Here is a 15,583-nt window from a genome sequence, read left to right as displayed (position 1 = left end):
GGTACTCTTTTTTTAGCGATTAAACTGACTCTCACACGGTATGCCGTCACCATCACCGTCCATTTTAGTATTTGGACAATTTCGTATAAAGAATAATGCTTCTTCGTAAGACGTCATTTGACTACAGTGCTCACGCCCATCACAAGTAAAGTTCTGTTCAACAACAGGAACTTCTACTACTTTTTGTACTGATAAAGCTTCAGGCTGACTATTTTGCCAAGCTTGGTACTTATTAAATACTGCATAAGCCAAGCCGAATATAATCAATATACCAATATAAGTAACAAAATTGGATGAGTTATTTTCAGACTTCTGCTGTCTTTTATGATTCTGCTTTGTCGTATGAATTGCCCTTGATTGAGGTGTATGCCTTTCGACTGCAACCTTAATATCTAGACGGACAATATTATCTGCTTTGAACTTGCCATTTTCTTCTACTTTACGAAATTTTAGATTTTCTCCCACTTTTAGTGGAATATTTTTATTGGGAAAATCTTTAATATGAAAAAATAAATCTTTAGGCTCTCCTTCTATTTGAATAAAACCAAAGCCTCGTTCTTCGTTATAAGTTTTTATTTTCCCTTCTAAAAACATAAATTACTCTTTTCACGTTAATTTTTGATTATTGTACAAAAAAAGAGGCGAGAATGCCTCTTTTCTGTGCATGAAAACATTTAAAACTAACGCTTTAAGTTTGATAACAATGCAGACGTAATCGAGGTATTTGCAGCAACCGCTTTGGCCTTTTTCGCTTTTTTGGATTTATCTTCTACAGGTTCAATATTAATGGCTTTATAACGATCACCATTTTGAACCACATTAAATTTAACCCGATCATTGCGCTTTGGCTCGCCTTCAGCCGCAGGAAAATCCGAGATATGGAAAAACACTTCACCTTCAGGTGCGGCAATAAATCCATAGCCTTTTTCGGCATTATATTGTTTGATTTTCCCTTGATATTGTTCAGATTTCATGGCTTAACCTTTTACGAGCTGCACTTTATATGAGTATATAAAAAAGAGGCAGTTAATGCCTCTTTTTCACCGACATTCGGCTTAATCTTTTTGCACTGAACCAAAAATTTTATCGCCTGCATCACCCAAGCCAGGCACAATATAACCATCTTGGTTTAAACCTTCATCTACCGATGCAGTAAAGATCACCACATCTGGATGCGCGGCTTCTACACGTTGAATGCCTTCTGGCGCTGCAACCAAAACCATCACACGAATGTCTTTACAACCACTGGCTTTGAGCAAATCAATCGCTGCCACTAAAGATGAACCTGTGGCAAGCATAGGGTCAATAATCATCGCAATACGGTTTTGTACATCTGGTACTAATTTTTTGTAGTACGTACGCGCTTCTAAAGTTTCTTCATCACGTTCCAAGCCAAGTACAGACACTTTGGCACTTGGAATCAAGTTTAAGAAACCATCTAACATGCCAATACCTGCACGTAAAATAGGCACAACCGTAATTTTTTTACCCGCAATACGGTCTACAGTGACTGCACCATTCCAACCCGCAATTTCGTGCTCGACCATAGGCAAATCTTTGGTCGCTTCATAAGTCAGCAACATGGTGACTTCTTGTGCCAATTCACGGAAGTTTTTGGTGCTGATATCAGCACGACGTAATAGCCCTAATTTATGACGAATAAGCGGATGTCGGATTTCATGAATAGCCACGGGAGAACACCTAAAAGGAAAGAAAAGCAAATATCCTTTTATTATATGCTGTTTTTATTGTGTATATAAACCAAAAAGCCCTCAATTTATGAAGGCTTTTTGACTGAAAGTTAAACTTCTTTCAAATTATTGCTGTGACAGCATGAAATGGATTGGTGACAAAATTTCAGCTTCAAGTGCAATTTTGATAATTGGGTCTGGATAAACACCAATCACCAATACCGCTAAAGCTGCAGCCAATACCATAATACCGCCCACTTTTTGACCCCAATGATCGACAGCATCCATTTTTGGTTCGTCTGGCGGTGTCATATACATCACCACCATAACGCGCAAGTAGTAGTACAAACCAATACCTGAACCCACGATGATCATCGCAGCTAAGAACCAGTGCTGAGTCGTTACCGCAGCCATCACCACCAAGAACTTACCAATGAAGCCTGCAGTTAATGGAATACCTGCAAGAGAAAGCATCATCACGGTTAATACAGCAGTCAATACTGGACGACGCCAGAACAAACCACGGTAGTCAGCCAAACTTTCAGCTTCTGCTACGTTGTTGTATGGGCTAGACATTAATGCCACTGCACCAAACGCGCCAATAGTCGTCAAGACATAGGTAATCACATAAACGCTGACATTACCCAAGCTTGCATAAGTCATGCTGATCAAACCAATCAACAAATAACCAAAGTGTGCAATTGATGAGTAAGCCAAAATACGTTTCAAGTTCACTTGACGTACAGCAAGGAAGTTACCCACCAAAATTGAAAGCACGGCAATAATGGTCATGATAGTTACAATCGAGTCGATCAGGATTGCCCCTGAACCCAAAATGTAACGCACGAACAAACCAATGGTTGCTACTTTCGCTGCAGTCGCAAGGAAGGTTGCGATTGGTGCAGGCGCACCGTCATAAACGTCTGGTGTCCATTTGTGGAATGGCGCCAAAGACAGTTTAAATGCCACAGCAAAGACAATTAAGCCTAAACCTAAAATTACCAAAGGTTGCTGGATGTTTTGCATTAATGCTTGAACAGAGTCATAGAACGACAATGAACCTGTGTACGCATAAATGTACGCCATACCCATAAGCAACATTGCTGATGCAGTTGCAGACAATACTAAGTACTTCACACCCGCTTCTAAAGATTTAGAACGCTGGTGGGTATATGCCAATAAGCCATAAACAGGAATTGACATTAACTCAAGGCTAATGAAGAACGATGCATAGTGCGAACTTGATACCATCAACATAGCACCCGCTACAGAACATAACATCAAGATGTAAAGTTCTTCGCGGTTGTCTTTATAGGTCTCAATATAAGCATGAGACAAAGTAGAACATGCCAATGCTGCGATCAGAATCACCAGTTGATATAACAAGGTGAACGGATCAATCATAAACATGCCCATCACGCTGGCAGGAGCAAAGTTCCCACCAAACATCATGAGTAAAAGGTAAGCCGCAGCGAGGTTCAAGCCCACCACTGATGCTGTAGCAATTAAGTTATGGTTACGCTTAATTGCAGTAAGGATCATCACGATAATCGCAGTTAAAGCCACGATCATCACAGGAGCTAAAGGCATAAGCTCAGAAAATGACATTGTGAAGTTCATGGCTTATTGGATCTCCACATTTTCGAGTTGAGCTGTTACTTCTTGCGTAACTTCAACTACTTCTTGAACTGGGATGTAGCTATTTGCTAACCACGCCATACTTGAATTTGAAATATCAAGGAAGGTTTGTGGATACAGACCAAGCCATACTAGACCCAGCGCACAAATTGAAAGAATCACAACTTCACGTGCATTTAAATCTTTTAACGGATTTGCATAGTGCTGTTTTTGCTCTTCATTTGGTACACCAAACAAAGCTTTGTGAATCAGGATTAAACCGTAAACACCTGCAAAAACTAAGCTGATTGCCGCAATAATTGTGAAGGCTGGGAACTGTTCAAATGAACCCATCAAAATCAGGAATTCACCAATAAAGTTACCTAAACCAGGAATACCGACTAACGCAGCCACAAAGAACATGAGGAAGAATGAAAGGTATTGGAATTGACCACGAATACCGCCCATTAAACGCATGTCACGTGTATGTACGCGCTCGTAAATTTGACCACACATAATGAACAATGCAGCAGATGACAAGCCATGTGCCAACATCATGATCATTAAGCCTTGGTAAGTCAGGATATTACCTGCATAAATTGCAAGTAATACGAAGCCCATGTGCGAAATTGAGGTATAGGCAAGTAAACGCTTCATATCGGTTTGCTGGAAAGCACACCACGCGCCGTAGAACACACCAATTAAACCCAAAATAATGGCGATGTCTGCAAACTGAGCAGAAGCCGCTGGGAAGAATGGAATCACGAAACGTAATAAACCGTATGCCGCAGTTTTAATCAAAATACCTGCAAGGTCGACAGAACCCGCTGTAGGCGCTTGTGCGTGTGCATCTGGTAACCAACCGTGTAATGGGAAAACTGGAAGTTTTACCGCAAAACCGATGAATAAACAGATCATGAAGGCATAAGCGACTGCTGGTAATTGTGCGTCAAGTGTATTCGCTACAGCCAATAAATAGTTGTAGTTGAATGAAATAGTACCTGACATCATGTATCCATAGATCACTAGACCTAAGATACCAATCAACATGATTAAACCAGCAACTTGCGTGTAGATAAAGAATTTGGTTGCAGCGTAAACACGTGAACGACCATTTGAACCTTTATGACCCCATAACGCAATCAGGAAGTAGATTGGTACAAGCATCATCTCCCAGAAGAAGAAGAACAGGAACAAGTCAATCGCAAGGAATACGCCAATTACCCCACCCAAAGACCATAAAAGGTTAAGGTGGAAGAAACCGACGTTCTTTTGAATCTCACCAAATGAACAGCCTACCGCTAAAATACCCAGTAATGCAGTTAAACCCACCATGAGTAAAGATAAGCCATCCACCGCTAAGTGAATGTTGATGCCTAGGGTTTGAATCCAAGGCAGCATAAATTCAGCCGACCAAGTTGGAACTTGAGCGCCTAATTCATAGTTATAGCTAGCACCTTGCCACAATGCGACAGTTAAGCCCAAAGTAACGAGCATGCCCACTAAAGCAATGTAACGCGGTAATTTATCGTCGAGTTTATCGACCAACCAGCAAATAAAACCTGCAATGAACGGAACAAGGATCAGCGCGGGTAGAATTAAATTGTTTGGAGTATCCATCTTATTTCCCCACGACCTGAATCACGATCAAGATCATTAGTAAGACCACCACACCAAGTGCCATACTCGATGCGTACTCACGTAATGAACCAGTTTGACGTGAACTTGTAAAGCTATGACCACCTTTCACCAGTGCAGGCAGTACTAACCACATACCATCCACTGGATCACGACCTAATAGTTTGGCAATCAGCAAGTATGGTTTTACAAATACGATGTCATACAACGCATCGAAACCAAGTGCATTACGGCAAATATTGGCAAGACCCGCACCCAATGAAGTTTGCGCGAAACCTTTTACAGCGTTGTAAGCAAAGGCAAATAACACCACGCCTACAGCTAAACCAGCCAAAGCCACGCCAATTGCAACATACTCTGCACCATGTGCACCTGCTTCTAATGCTTCAGGAATCACAAATGCTGGGATTTTTGCAGCATCAAGAATGCTCATCACTGGCGCTTTTAATACAATCGCTAAACCAGTTGAAAGTGCTGCAAGCACTGCCAATGGGAACCAGTAAGTTGCGCCTTTGATCGCGTGATACGGTGTGTTTTCTTTACCAAAGAATACAACCCAAATTAAGCGGAATGTATAAATTGACGTTAAGAATGCACCTGCTACACCCACCCAATATAAGGTGTTATATAGCGGAATACCTGCGATATGACTTTGCGTCCAAACTGCTGCCAAAATAGCGTCTTTTGAGAAGAAACCAATGGTCAAGAATGGAATCGCTGCCAATGCACCGCCACCAATCGCGAAACATGCAAACAGGAATTTGTTCTTGTAGAACAAGCCACCCATTTTGAAAATGTTTTGTTCGTGATGGTAAGCCAAAATCACCGCACCAGAAGACAAGAATAATAATGCCTTGAAGAATGCGTGAGTTAACATGTGGAATAGACCCGCTTGGTATGCTTCTGCACCAACTGCCATAAACATATAACCCAGCTGACTCATAGTTGAGTAAGCCAAAATACGTTTGATGTCGGTTTGAACCAATGCTGCAAAACCAGCAACTAGCAAGGTCACAGCACCTGTAATTGAAATGAATAACATCACTTCAGGTGCAAGTTCAAATACGCTGAACATACGGCAGCATAAGTAAACACCCGCAGTTACCATGGTTGCAGCGTGGATTAATGCAGATACAGGTGTAGGACCTGCCATCGCATCGGCTAACCAAGTTTGCAACGGAATTTGTGCAGATTTACCCGCAGCACCCAAGAACAACATTAACGCTGTCCAAATGGTGATCGACGAGCTTTGAGTCATTACATTGGCTGCATTTTCTACGATGTATTGTGTGTTCAACGTACCAAATTGTTGATACAACAAGAACAACGCGATCAGTAGGAAAACGTCACCCACACGTGTTACGGTAAATGCTTTGATTGCTGCAAAACCGTTTGCAGGGTTTTGGTAGTAATAACCAATCAGCAAGTAAGAGCACAAACCTACACCTTCCCAACCTAGGAACAATAACGCCAAGTTATCGCCAAGTACCAACAACAACATGCTCGCAACGAACAAGTTGAAGTAAGAGAAGAAACGTGCAAAGTCTTCTTCACCACGCATATACCATGATGCAAAGATGTGAATTAAGAAACCCACGCCTGTAATCATGCCCAGCATGAGCAAAGATAAACCGTCTAAGTGCAAGCTAAACGCAGGTGCAAAACCACCCACATTGAACCAAGTCCATAAATGTTGAGTCGTTGCAACCGAACCGTTGTTCACAAAGTCCATGCCTGCAATTAGCGCAAATAATGCAGACAGACCCACTGAACCTACGCCAATAATCGCAGCAACTTTTTCAGGTAAGTTGTTACGCCCTGCCGCTAAAAGGATAAAACCAATGAGCGGAAACAATACTGTTAGATATAAATAACTCATCCGCGCATCTCACTAGCAGCATCCACATCCAAATGATGGAAGCGATGATAGAACTGAAGGACGATCGCAAGACCGATACACGCCTCTGCCGCAGCAAGTGTCAAGATCAGGATAAACATGATCTGACCATCTGGTTGTACCCATGCACTACCAGCCAAGACAAACGCCAATGCCGCAGCGTTCATCATGATTTCAAGGCCCATTAAAATAAATAGTAGGTTGCGTCGCACCATCACACCGTAAAAACCGAGTGCAAAAAGAATGGTCGCGACAATCAAACCATGTTCTAAAGGGATGTTGCCCATTATTCTTTTTCCTCTTCTGCACTTGGTTCACGTTTACCGATGTGGAAGCCTGCAACCAAAGCTGCAAGTAATAACATTGCGGCAACTTCAACCAACAATAAGTACTGAGTAAAGAGTGCTTGACCCACTGCTTTTGGACCCACCATTTCGGTGCCCATAAGCGCGCTTGGTGCAGTGTAGTCTGAGCTTAATGACCACACTAAAACCAAACCAATTAGGAAGCTCATCAAAGCTGGGTATGCCCAAGTTGATGAAGTCAACCATTTACGCTCTTGCTCAACAGTTTGCTGACCAAGGTTGAGCATCATCACCACGAATACGAACAAGACCATGATCGCACCCGCATAAACAATGATTTCCAAAGCGCCAGCAAATGGTGCACCCACGATCATGAACATGCCTGCAACAGCAAGTAATGACACGATCAAGCTTAATAAAGCATGTACTGGGTTCGCGTTAGTCACTACACGAACCGTAGAAACAATGGCCACGAGTGCCATCAAATAAAACGGCCACATCATGGTAATAGACTCCGTACATCAATAGGTGCGCTTTCACGTTGCGCTTGACCTTTGTCTTTACCTGTAACAGCCATACCCGTTACACGGTAGAAGTTGTAGTCAGGATATTTACCAGGACCTGAAATGAGTAAGTGTTCTTTCTCATACACCAAGTCTTGACGCACATATTCACCTAACTCGAAGTCAGGTGTTAACTGAATTGCAGTCGTTGGGCATGCTTCTTCACACATACCGCAGAAAATACAGCGTGAGAAGTTGATACGGAAAAACTCTGGGTACCAACGACCATCTTCCTGTTCTGCTTTTTGCAGTGAAATACAACCTACTGGACAAGCAACTGCACAGAGGTTACATGCTACACAACGCTCTTCGCCATCTGGATCGCGTGTTAACACAATACGACCACGGAAGCGTGGAGGTACAATTTCTTCGGCTGGTACTTCCGGATACAAAATGGTGTCACGTTTACGTGTCACGTGCGAGAAAACCATCCACAGTGAACGTACAATTGACCCAAACCCAGCTAGAAACTTAAACATATTGTTCTCCCTGCTGTCTTAGGCCGAATGATTCATAAGAATCACAGCACCAGTTACCAAAAGGTTAACAAGCGCCAATGGCAAGCAAATTTTCCAACCAAAGTTCATCACTTGGTCATAACGCGGACGCATTAAAGAACCACGAGCCAAGACAAACATCATCACAAAGAATGCTGTTTTGATAATGAACCAGAAAGCTGCTGGAATGAATGGAATTTCAAGGTTAAACGGCGCTAGCCATCCACCGAAGAATAGAGTCACGATAAGCGCAGAGATCAGTACCACGTTGACATATTCTGCAACGAAGAACATCCCCCACTTCATACCGCCATATTCGACGTGATAACCTTCAGCCAATTCTTGTTCTGCTTCTGGTTGGTCAAATGGGTGACGGTGAGTTACCGCAACACCTGCAACCACGAAAATCAAGAAACCTAAGAATTGTGGAATCACAAACCAAACATCACGTTGCGCTTCAACAATTTCACGCATGTTGAATGAGCCTGCAATTGCAACCACACCCATGAGTGAAATACCCAAGAACACTTCATAAGAAATGGTTTGCGCGGCTGAACGTAAACCACCAAGCAAGGCGTATTTGTTATTTGATGACCAACCACCGAATAACACCGCATACACTGCGATACCTGCCATTGCCATAAAGAACAACAGACCAATGCTCATGTCTGCCACACCTAAATAAGGTGATACAGGAATAACCATGAACGACAGTACCGCAGTTGCCATTGCAACTGCTGGTGCCATACGGAACGTAAGTTTGTCGGCAAATTTTGGTGTCCAGTCTTCTTTGAACATGATTTTCAGCATGTCGGCAACAATCTGGAACATACCGCCTGGACCTACACGGTTCGGACCATAACGGTCTTGCCATAAGCCCAGTAAACGACGCTCAATAAAAGACATGAGTGCAGCAATCAATACCACAACCAGTAAGATGACAATCGCTTGAATGACTGAATAGGCAATTGGCCAGTTCTCAGCCCACAGCGGCGTCTGACGGATTAATTCTTGTTGCATGAATTACACTCCTACCGCGACTGAAACAGGCTCTGCAAGAGATACCGTTGGTGCAAGACCAATTGGGTAGCCAATATAACCTGTAGGTAAATATTCAATCACTTGCACTGGCAACACGATAGATGTTTCGCCTGCTTGTACAGTAATTGTTTGACCATCTTGTAGATTCAAACGCTGCGCATCCTGCGTACCTACAGCAAATACTGCTTCAGGAATACGTGATTCCATTGCAGGAGTTTTCACCGTAAATTCCCCCGATGCAAAAATGTGATGCATTGGAATTAAACGGAAGCTGTCTGGATTTGCAAGTACTGGTGCAGGTGCAACATAGCTACGTGCAGGACGTTTCGCCAAACGGTCGAATAAACGAATACCTGCGTCACCACCTTTTAAGTGACCACCCACGTTGTCTTGGAATTTGTTCCAAGCTTGTGGCGAGTTCCAACCTGCAGACCAAGCAAATGGTACAAGTGCCGCTGGCGTTTGATTACCCACATAACCTTCCATAGAGAATGTTAATGCTGAATCTACATCGACAGGTTGTTTTGGTTCGTGAATGGATAACGGTGCACGCATAGCGGTACGACCTGAGTAACGACGTGGTTCACGCGCAACTTTTAAGCCATGTACACGGAAACCTGCATCTGGTGCAACATCTTGAATTGCTTCAAGTGCTGGAACATTCTTCACTACAGATTCAATCACGTCATCTAAAACAGTCCAAGCAATTGCTTTGCCTTTTAAGCCTGTTTCAAGTGCGTGTAACCAGCGCCAAGATTCTTTAATCGCCAATTCAGGTTTGTAGTAGCTTGGGTCATAAACTTGGAAGAAGCGTTGTGCACGACCTTCCTGACTCACCACCGTACCATCACCTTCCGCGAAGCTTGCTGCAGAAAGTACGATATTGGCTTTTTGCACAGTTGAGGTTTCAGCATGATCTAGCACGATGACATCTTGTGCTTTCGCTAAAGCTGCATCGACTTGTACTGCAGGTAAACGACGATATAAGTCATTTTCAACCACAATCACAGCATCGTAATCTTGCGCAAATGCTTGCTCTAAGCTTTGACCACCAAAAATAGCCAAGCCCATTGAGTTCACTTCTGGCACAGTTAAGCTTAAACCTGCGTTTTCACCCAAGTTTTGTGCCACTTGTGCAGCCGCTTCCATAATGGCAGCGTCTAGTAAGCTTGTACCTGAAATCACCAATGGTTTTTTCGCAGCTTTTAACGTGTCAGCAATGGTTTGTGCAAATGCTTTCGCATCGTCATCTAAACCTGTGATCACGTCACCTGCAACCGCAGCAGCAATGGCAAAACCTAAACGTGCGATATCATTTGGAGAAGCAACCACTTCACCTGTTGCGACATCAGCTAAACGAGTTTGCGTTGCAGCCAAAATGTAAATTGGTGATTTTGCATCTTGCGCAATACGTTGCACAGGTTCAGCCAACCAGTCTGGCGTACGACGCTCTGCCGCCATTTCTTTGGCTTTGTTTTTCGCCGCTTGACGAACAGACAACGCCATACGTGGTGCAGTTTGAGTTAAATCTTCACCCAAAATTAACACAGCATCGTAGTCTTCAATTTCACGCATACCCGGGTTGTAAATCCCTTCGGTTTGCATGATTGAAGCTGCAAGTTCAACCAAGTTTTGCTCTTTTTGCGATAAACCTGTTGAGTAGTTGTCTTGACCCACCAACTCACGCAAAGCAAAGTTTGATTCAAGCGATGCACGCGGTGAACCAATACCCAAAACTTTTTTGCCTTGAACTTTGGCAATAATTGTATCAAGTGCAGCATCTACAGAAACGGTTTCTACGCTCGCACCGTTACGGAACTGAGGCTGACGTGGACGATCTTCACGGTTCACATAACCTGTACCGAATCGACCTTTATCGCATAGGAAGTATTGGTTGACTTCACCGTTAAAGCGGTTTTCTACACGACGCAATTCGCCATAACGCTCACCCGGAGAGATGTTACAACCTGAAGAACAGCCTTGGCATACGCTAGGCGCATACTGCATGTCCCACTTACGGTTATAACGCGCAGAGTGAGTTTTGTCGGTGAATACACCTGTTGGACAGACTTCAGTCAAGTTACCTGAGAATTCAGATTCCAAAGTACCCGATTCAGGACGACCAAAGTAAACACGTGATGCGTTGGCATAGACACCAAAGTCTGTACCGCCTGCATAGTCTTTGTAGTAACGCACGCAACGATAACACGCGATACAACGGTTCATTTCATGCGCGATGAACGAACCAAGCTCTTGGTTATAGTGAGTACGTTTAGTAAAGCGGTAACGACGACGATCGTGCTGTGTCATTACAGTCATATCTTGTAAATGACAGTGACCACCTTCTTCACAGACTGGACAGTCGTGTGGGTGGTTGGTCATCAAGAACTCTACAATTGAAGCACGGAACTCAGTTGCTTCCTTGTCTTCAATCGAGATATAGGTATTGTCAGCAGCAGGTGTCATACATGACATCACCAAGCGACCACGAGTATCTTCAGGGTTCGCATATTGGGTCACGGCACATTGACGGCAAGAACCGACAGAACCTAAGGATGGATGCCAACAAAAGTACGGAATGTCGATCCCAAGGCTCAAACATGCTTGCAGCAAGTTTTCCGAGCCATTGACTTCGTACGATTTTCCATCGACATGAATTGTAGCCATAGTCGAATTCCTTAAGCTTGTTCTACGTTGCTAGCTTGAGCAGCAGGACGGCTATTTGCCACTTTTGCTTCAAACTCGCCACGGAAATATTTGAGTGCGCCCATTAATGGCTCCATCGCACCTGGTGCGTGAGCACAGAAGGTCTTACCAATCCACAATTTTTTGGTGAGTTCTTGAAGATGTTGAATGTCTTCTTCTTTCCCTTCGCCATTTTCAATTGCTTTGAGTGCTTTTACAGCCCACGGTAAACCATCACGACATGGGGTACAGAAACCACATGATTCGCGCGCAAAGAATTCTTCTAAGTTACGGGTTGCAGAAACCATACATTGGGTTTCATCGACCACCATAAGCAAACACGTGCCTAAACGTGAACCTGCCTTCATGATGCTTTCTGCATCCATAGGCAAGTCAATGTGTTCTGCTGCCAAGAAGTCGGTAGATGCACCACCCGGTAACCATGCTTTTAGCTTCAAGCCATCACGCATGCCACCCGCATAGTCTTCAATTACTTCACGTGCAGTCGTACCAAATGGAAGCTCCCATAGACCTGGGAATTTCACCTTACCAGAAGCACCGTAAATTTTTGTGCCAGGGTCTTTCGATTTACCTGCAGATAAACCGATATACCACTCTGCACCACGCAACATGATTGCAGGTAAGTTGTTATAGGTTTCTACGTTGTTGACAATCGTTGGACGACCCCATGCCCCTGCAACTTGCGGGAATGGTGGTTTAGTACGTGGGTTAGCACGACGACCTTCAAGCGAGTTAATCAATGCGGTTTCTTCACCACAGATATAACGACCTGCGCCCGTGTGCACGTATAGTTCAAAGCCCCAGTTAGTACCTAAAATGTTTTCGCCCAAATACCCTTTGGCACGAATTTGCTCAATCGCTTCATTTAAGTACTGTGCAGCTTCGATGTATTCGCCACGAATAAAGATATAGCCGTGGGTTGCTTCAAGCGTGTACGCAGCAATCAGCATACCTTCAATCAGTTGGTGTGGAAGTTTTTCCATCAACAAACGGTCTTTGAAAGTACCCGGTTCCATCTCATCGGCATTACAAATCAGGTAACGTGGACCTGAATTGTCGTTTGGCGCCATCAGTGACCATTTGATCCCTGCTGGGAAGCCTGCACCACCACGACCTTTCACTGTCGCAGCTTTAATGACTTCAAGCACATCTTTAGGCGGCATAGAAATCGCTTTCTTAAAGCCTGCATAACCTTCTAGTGCTTCGTAATCATCTGCATTACGCACGTGCTCTTGCTTGCTTAAACGCCAAGTTAATGGATGCGTTTCTGGGTTACCGTCACCATAAATTGGTCTTGGTTCGGTATTCATACATACTTCTCCAATAACTGTTGCACCGATGTCACCTCAACTAAACCGTGAGTATCTTCATCAATCATCAAGGTTGGGCCCTTATCGCAATTTCCTAAACAGCAAATTGGCAATAACGTGAAACGACCATCTGCAGTCGTTTGACCAAACTGAATGCCTAATTCACGCTGGAATGCTTCTGCAAGTGTTTCTGCACCCATCAGGAAGCATGCAATCGAGTCACACAATAAAATCACGTGACGACCTACAGGCTGGCGATAAATACGGTTATAGAATGTTGCAACACCTTCTAAATCAGCAACGCTGATGGTTAGAAGCTGTGCAATCGCATTTAACTGCGCATCATCTACCCAGCCATTACGGCGCTGTACACACTTCAAGGCATCTAAAGATGCTGCACGTGGGTACGGATAATGACCAATGTGATGTTCAATTTCATGGATTTCTTCCGCAGTCAAAATCCCTTCAACATTCACACGTGGCTTTTTATCAGTCAAAATCATCATAATGCGTTTACCCCTTAGCGATCCACGTCTGCCATTACGACGTCAATGGTCGCTAAATAAATGATTAAGTCAGATACCAGACTGCCGTTAATCACAGAAGGCATTTGCTGTAAATGCGTGAAAGTTGGTGTACGAATACGGGTACGGTAACTCATCGTTGACTTATCTGAAGTCAAGTAGTAGTTCGATGCACCTTTCACCACTTCTGCCATTACAGATGCTTCACCAGCAGGCATTACAGGACCCCAAGACACGCTTAAGAAGTGCGTAATCAGGGTTTCAATATCTTGTAATGTCTTGTCTTTTGGTGGTGGAACAGCCAATGGATGGTCTGCTTTATATGGACCAGATGGCATGTTATCTAGACATTGTTTGATGATTTTCAATGACTCTTCGATTTCACGGAAGTGAACCAGTACACGTGCGTAAGCATCGCCTTCGTACTCTACAGGTACTTCGAAGTCATAGTTTTCATAACCACTGTATGGACGGTATTTACGCACGTCAAAGTCGATACCTGTTGCACGTAAACCAGTACCTGTCACACCCCAAGCCAAGGCAGATTTCGCATCATACTGCGCTACGCCTTGCGTACGACCCATGAATACCGAGTTGCGTAATGCCGCAGTGTAGTATTCGTTCATACGTTTTGGCATCCACTCTAAGATTTCACGAATCAGGTGTTGCCAATTGTTTGGTAAGTCGTGTGCGGTACCACCGATACGGAACCATGCTGGATGCATACGGTAACCCGTAATAGCTTCAATCGCATCGTAGATTTTTTGACGGTCTGCGAACATATAGAATACAGGGGTCATACCGCCCGCATCCTGAATTGCAGTACCAATGAACAATAAGTGGTTATTGATACGGAACAATTCCGACATCATGACACGGATACATTGTGCGCGGTCTGGCACAGTAATGCCTGCCAGTTGTTCCACACCCATGACATACGGCATGTTTTGCGCACAACCCCCCAAGTAGTCCACACGGTCTGTATAAGGAATGAATGAATGCCAAGTTTGACGCTCAGCCATCTTTTCCACACCACGGTGGTGATAGCCGATATCTGGCACACAGTCTTTCACTTCTTCACCATCCAACTGCAAAATTACACGGAACGCACCGTGCGCAGATGGGTGGTTAGGACCCAAGTTCAGGAACATGAAGTCTTCGTCTTTATTACCGCGCTTTAAGCCCCAATCTTCAGGCACAAAGCGAAGGTGTTCTTGCTCGAAGTCTTGTTTGGCTTGGTTCTGCATATACGGTGTATATTCCGTTGCACGTGCAGAATACTCTTTGCGTAACGGATGACCTTCCCAATATGTTGGCAACAAGATACGACGAAGCATTGGATGCCCTTCGAAGTTGATACCAAACATATCGTAAGCTTCACGCTCGTACCAGTTGGCATTTGGCCAAATGTTGGTTGCTGTTGGAATGTTGAGATCACTCTCATTCAACGCAACTTTAATACGAATGTCCGTGTTACGCTCAAGCGATAACAAGTGATAGAACACAGTAAAGTCAGACGCAGGTAGACCATCGCGGTGAGTACGCAAACGCTCATCTACCGCAGACAAGTCGAACAACATCACGTATGGACGTGACACTGTACGCAAGAACATTAAAACTTCTTGTACACGTGCGCGCTCAACCCAGACTGTTGGAAAATCTTCAAAAGTCGTTTGCACGTAGAAGTTCTCACCAAATTTGGTTTTGAGCTCTTCTACAATTGCAAATGCTGGGCGTGAATCAACTGCAGTTGATTCTGGCATAGCAATGTCAGTTTCAGCCATTGGCTTGGCT

The 15,583-nt window shown here is 43.9% G+C and carries 14 protein-coding genes; all 14 read right to left on the bottom strand.

Annotation, left to right across the window (positions count from 1 at the left end):
- Positions 1-12: 12 nt before the first annotated feature.
- Positions 13-594 (bottom strand): cold shock domain-containing protein, encoded by a 582-nt coding sequence (locus tag FTT70_RS05915; protein ID WP_096901807.1) that lies wholly within the window; start codon positions 592-594, stop codon positions 13-15.
- 86 nt (positions 595-680) lie between these two features.
- Positions 681-974 carry a cold-shock protein gene (locus FTT70_RS05910; protein ID WP_004975478.1) on the bottom strand — a complete coding sequence of 98 codons (294 nt, stop codon included), beginning with the start codon at positions 972-974 and terminating at the stop codon, positions 681-683.
- Between the two features lie 81 nt (positions 975-1,055).
- The gene (upp, locus tag FTT70_RS05905; RefSeq protein WP_004975475.1) at positions 1,056-1,691 is read right to left on the bottom strand and encodes a uracil phosphoribosyltransferase; all 636 of its coding nucleotides are present in this window, start codon (positions 1,689-1,691) and stop codon (positions 1,056-1,058) included.
- Between the two features lie 126 nt (positions 1,692-1,817).
- A complete protein-coding gene (gene nuoN, locus FTT70_RS05900; RefSeq protein WP_179989664.1) occupies positions 1,818-3,311 on the bottom strand; it encodes an NADH-quinone oxidoreductase subunit NuoN in 1,494 nt (497 codons plus the stop codon).
- Positions 3,312-3,314: 3 nt separating this feature from the next.
- Positions 3,315-4,928 (bottom strand): NADH-quinone oxidoreductase subunit M, encoded by a 1,614-nt coding sequence (nuoM, locus tag FTT70_RS05895; protein ID WP_004975471.1) that lies wholly within the window; start codon positions 4,926-4,928, stop codon positions 3,315-3,317.
- 1 nt (position 4,929) lies between these two features.
- Entirely contained in the window at positions 4,930-6,825 is a 1,896-nt protein-coding gene (gene nuoL, locus FTT70_RS05890; protein ID WP_180168400.1) for an NADH-quinone oxidoreductase subunit L, read from the bottom strand.
- Positions 6,822-7,130, bottom strand: coding sequence for an NADH-quinone oxidoreductase subunit NuoK (gene nuoK, locus FTT70_RS05885; RefSeq protein ID WP_004975463.1), 309 nt, complete (start codon positions 7,128-7,130; stop codon positions 6,822-6,824). The genes nuoL and nuoK overlap by 4 nt, the downstream gene beginning before the upstream one ends.
- Positions 7,130-7,648 carry an NADH-quinone oxidoreductase subunit J gene (nuoJ, locus tag FTT70_RS05880; protein WP_171062597.1) on the bottom strand — a complete coding sequence of 173 codons (519 nt, stop codon included), beginning with the start codon at positions 7,646-7,648 and terminating at the stop codon, positions 7,130-7,132. Before nuoJ ends, nuoK begins: the two co-directional genes overlap by 1 nt.
- On the bottom strand, positions 7,648-8,190 hold the full coding sequence (gene nuoI / locus FTT70_RS05875) for an NADH-quinone oxidoreductase subunit NuoI (protein WP_004975460.1): 543 nt from the start codon (positions 8,188-8,190) through the stop codon (positions 7,648-7,650). Before nuoI ends, nuoJ begins: the two co-directional genes overlap by 1 nt.
- A gap of 18 nt (positions 8,191-8,208) precedes the next feature.
- Positions 8,209-9,228, bottom strand: coding sequence for an NADH-quinone oxidoreductase subunit NuoH (gene nuoH, locus FTT70_RS05870; protein WP_004975457.1), 1,020 nt, complete (start codon positions 9,226-9,228; stop codon positions 8,209-8,211).
- A 3-nt stretch (positions 9,229-9,231) separates the two neighbouring features.
- Positions 9,232-11,916, bottom strand: coding sequence for an NADH-quinone oxidoreductase subunit NuoG (nuoG, locus tag FTT70_RS05865; RefSeq protein ID WP_180168399.1), 2,685 nt, complete (start codon positions 11,914-11,916; stop codon positions 9,232-9,234).
- 11 nt (positions 11,917-11,927) lie between these two features.
- Positions 11,928-13,265, bottom strand: a complete 1,338-nt coding sequence (nuoF, locus tag FTT70_RS05860) for an NADH-quinone oxidoreductase subunit NuoF (protein WP_004975453.1) — start codon at positions 13,263-13,265, stop codon at positions 11,928-11,930.
- A complete protein-coding gene (gene nuoE, locus FTT70_RS05855) occupies positions 13,262-13,771 on the bottom strand; it encodes an NADH-quinone oxidoreductase subunit NuoE (RefSeq protein ID WP_004975451.1) in 510 nt (169 codons plus the stop codon). The genes nuoF and nuoE overlap by 4 nt, the downstream gene beginning before the upstream one ends.
- Positions 13,772-13,785: 14 nt before the next feature.
- Positions 13,786-15,573, bottom strand: a complete 1,788-nt coding sequence (gene nuoC / locus FTT70_RS05850; protein WP_004975450.1) for an NADH-quinone oxidoreductase subunit C/D — start codon at positions 15,571-15,573, stop codon at positions 13,786-13,788.
- Positions 15,574-15,583: the final 10 nt, after the last annotated feature.

This window comes from Acinetobacter sp. YH01003 (assembly GCF_013420525.1).
GTDB classification, from domain to species: Bacteria; Pseudomonadota; Gammaproteobacteria; order Pseudomonadales; family Moraxellaceae; genus Acinetobacter; species Acinetobacter towneri.
This window is presented reverse-complemented; position numbering and strand designations above follow the sequence as displayed.

What these genes read in the sequence shown, in the direction of transcription:
- nuoG (WP_180168399.1), bottom strand. Translation starts at nt 11,916, where the DNA reads ATGGCTACAATTCATGTCGATGGAAAATCGTACGAAGTCAATGGCTCG.
- nuoJ (WP_171062597.1), bottom strand. Translation starts at nt 7,648, where the DNA reads ATGTGGCCGTTTTATTTGATGGCACTCGTGGCCATTGTTTCTACGGTT.
- nuoE (WP_004975451.1), bottom strand. Translation starts at nt 13,771, where the DNA reads ATGATGATTTTGACTGATAAAAAGCCACGTGTGAATGTTGAAGGGATT.
- FTT70_RS05910 (WP_004975478.1), bottom strand. Translation starts at nt 974, where the DNA reads ATGAAATCTGAACAATATCAAGGGAAAATCAAACAATATAATGCCGAA.
- nuoM (WP_004975471.1), bottom strand. Translation starts at nt 4,928, where the DNA reads ATGGATACTCCAAACAATTTAATTCTACCCGCGCTGATCCTTGTTCCG.
- nuoC (WP_004975450.1), bottom strand. Translation starts at nt 15,573, where the DNA reads ATGGCTGAAACTGACATTGCTATGCCAGAATCAACTGCAGTTGATTCA.
- nuoL (WP_180168400.1), bottom strand. Translation starts at nt 6,825, where the DNA reads ATGAGTTATTTATATCTAACAGTATTGTTTCCGCTCATTGGTTTTATC.
- nuoK (WP_004975463.1), bottom strand. Translation starts at nt 7,130, where the DNA reads ATGGGCAACATCCCTTTAGAACATGGTTTGATTGTCGCGACCATTCTT.
- nuoI (WP_004975460.1), bottom strand. Translation starts at nt 8,190, where the DNA reads ATGTTTAAGTTTCTAGCTGGGTTTGGGTCAATTGTACGTTCACTGTGG.
- nuoF (WP_004975453.1), bottom strand. Translation starts at nt 13,265, where the DNA reads ATGAATACCGAACCAAGACCAATTTATGGTGACGGTAACCCAGAAACG.
- nuoN (WP_179989664.1), bottom strand. Translation starts at nt 3,311, where the DNA reads ATGAACTTCACAATGTCATTTTCTGAGCTTATGCCTTTAGCTCCTGTG.
- FTT70_RS05915 (WP_096901807.1), bottom strand. Translation starts at nt 594, where the DNA reads ATGTTTTTAGAAGGGAAAATAAAAACTTATAACGAAGAACGAGGCTTT.
- nuoH (WP_004975457.1), bottom strand. Translation starts at nt 9,228, where the DNA reads ATGCAACAAGAATTAATCCGTCAGACGCCGCTGTGGGCTGAGAACTGG.